Consider the following 1852-nt stretch of genomic DNA (forward strand, 5'->3'; position numbering starts at 1 on the left):
GCTGTGATGGGTAGGGGAGCGTCGTGTGCCGGGTGAAGCCGCGCCGGAAGGCAGTGGTGGACGGTTCACGAGTGAGAATGCAGGCATGAGTAGCGATACACACGTGAGAAACGTGTGCGCCGATTGACTAAGGGTTCCTGGGTCAAGCTGATCTGCCCAGGGTAAGTCGGGACCTAAGGCGAGGCCGACAGGCGTAGTCGATGGATAACCGGTTGATATTCCGGTACCCGCTGTGAAGCGTCAAACATCGAACCAGGCGATGCTAAGTCCGTGAAGCCGCCCCGGAGCCTTCGGGCAAAGGGGAGTGGTGGAGCCGACGGTCCAGACCTGTAGTAGGTGAGTGATGGGGTGACGCAGGAAGGTAGTCCAGCCCGGGCGGTGGTTGTCCCGGGGTAAGGGTGTAGGCCGTGCGATAGGTAAATCCGTCGTACATCAAGGCTGAGACCTGATGCCGAGCCGATTGTGGTGAAGTGGATGATCCTATGCTGTCGAGAAAAGCCTCTAGCGAGTTTCATGGCGGCCCGTACCCTAAACCGACTCAGGTGGTCAGGTAGAGAATACCGAGGCGTTCGGGTGAACTATGGTTAAGGAACTCGGCAAAATGCCCCCGTAACTTCGGGAGAAGGGGGGCCATCACTGGTGATCCGATTTACTCGGTGAGCTGGGGGTGGCCGCAGAGACCAGCGAGAAGCGACTGTTTACTAAAAACACAGGTCCGTGCGAAGCCGTAAGGCGATGTATACGGACTGACGCCTGCCCGGTGCTGGAACGTTAAGGGGACCGGTTAGTCACTCTTCGGGGTGGCGAAGCTGAGAACTTAAGCGCCAGTAAACGGCGGTGGTAACTATAACCATCCTAAGGTAGCGAAATTCCTTGTCGGGTAAGTTCCGACCTGCACGAATGGCGTAACGACTTCTCGACTGTCTCAACCATAGGCCCGGTGAAATTGCACTACGAGTAAAGATGCTCGTTTCGCGCAGCAGGACGGAAAGACCCCGGGACCTTTACTACAGTTTGATATTGGTGTTCGGTTCGGCTTGTGTAGGATAGCTGGGAGACTGTGAAGCAGGCACGCCAGTGTTTGTGGAGTCGTCGTTGAAATACCAGTCTGGTCGTGCTGGATGTCTAACCTGGGTCCGTGATCCGGATCAGGGACAGTGTCTGATGGGTAGTTTAACTGGGGCGGTTGCCTCCTAAAGAGTAACGGAGGCGCCCAAAGGTTCCCTCAGCCTGGTTGGCAATCAGGTGTTGAGTGTAAGTGCACAAGGGAGCTTGACTGTGAGACCGACGGGTCGAGCAGGGACGAAAGTCGGGACTAGTGATCCGGCGGTGGCTTGTGGAAGCGCCGTCGCTCAACGGATAAAAGGTACCCCGGGGATAACAGGCTGATCTTCCCCAAGAGTCCATATCGACGGGATGGTTTGGCACCTCGATGTCGGCTCGTCGCATCCTGGGGCTGGAGTCGGTCCCAAGGGTTGGGCTGTTCGCCCATTAAAGCGGTACGCGAGCTGGGTTTAGAACGTCGTGAGACAGTTCGGTCCCTATCCGCTGTGCGCGTAGGAATATTGAGAAGGGCTGTCCCTAGTACGAGAGGACCGGGACGGACGAACCTCTGGTGTGCCAGTTGTCCTGCCAAGGGCATGGCTGGTTGGCTACGTTCGGGAGGGATAACCGCTGAAAGCATCTAAGCGGGAAGCCTGCTTCAAGATGAGTATTCCCACCCCCTTTGAGGGGTTAAGGCTCCCAGTAGACGACTGGGTTGATAGGCCAGATCTGGAAGCCCGGTAACGGGTGGAGGTGACTGGTACTAATAGGCCGAGGGCTTGTCCTCAGTTGCTCGCGTCCACTGTGT

General features: G+C 57.0%; 1 rRNA gene. It reads left to right on the forward strand.

The features are described 5' to 3' along the window. Nucleotides 1-1831: ribosomal RNA gene (locus ACGFS9_RS32725) — 23S ribosomal RNA — on the forward strand; the annotation flags it as partial. Between the last annotated feature and the right edge of the window lie 21 nt (nucleotides 1832-1852).

Origin of the sequence: Streptomyces sp. NPDC048566 (assembly GCF_043199735.1) — a bacterium.
Taxonomy (GTDB): Bacteria; Actinomycetota; Actinomycetes; order Streptomycetales; family Streptomycetaceae; genus Streptomyces.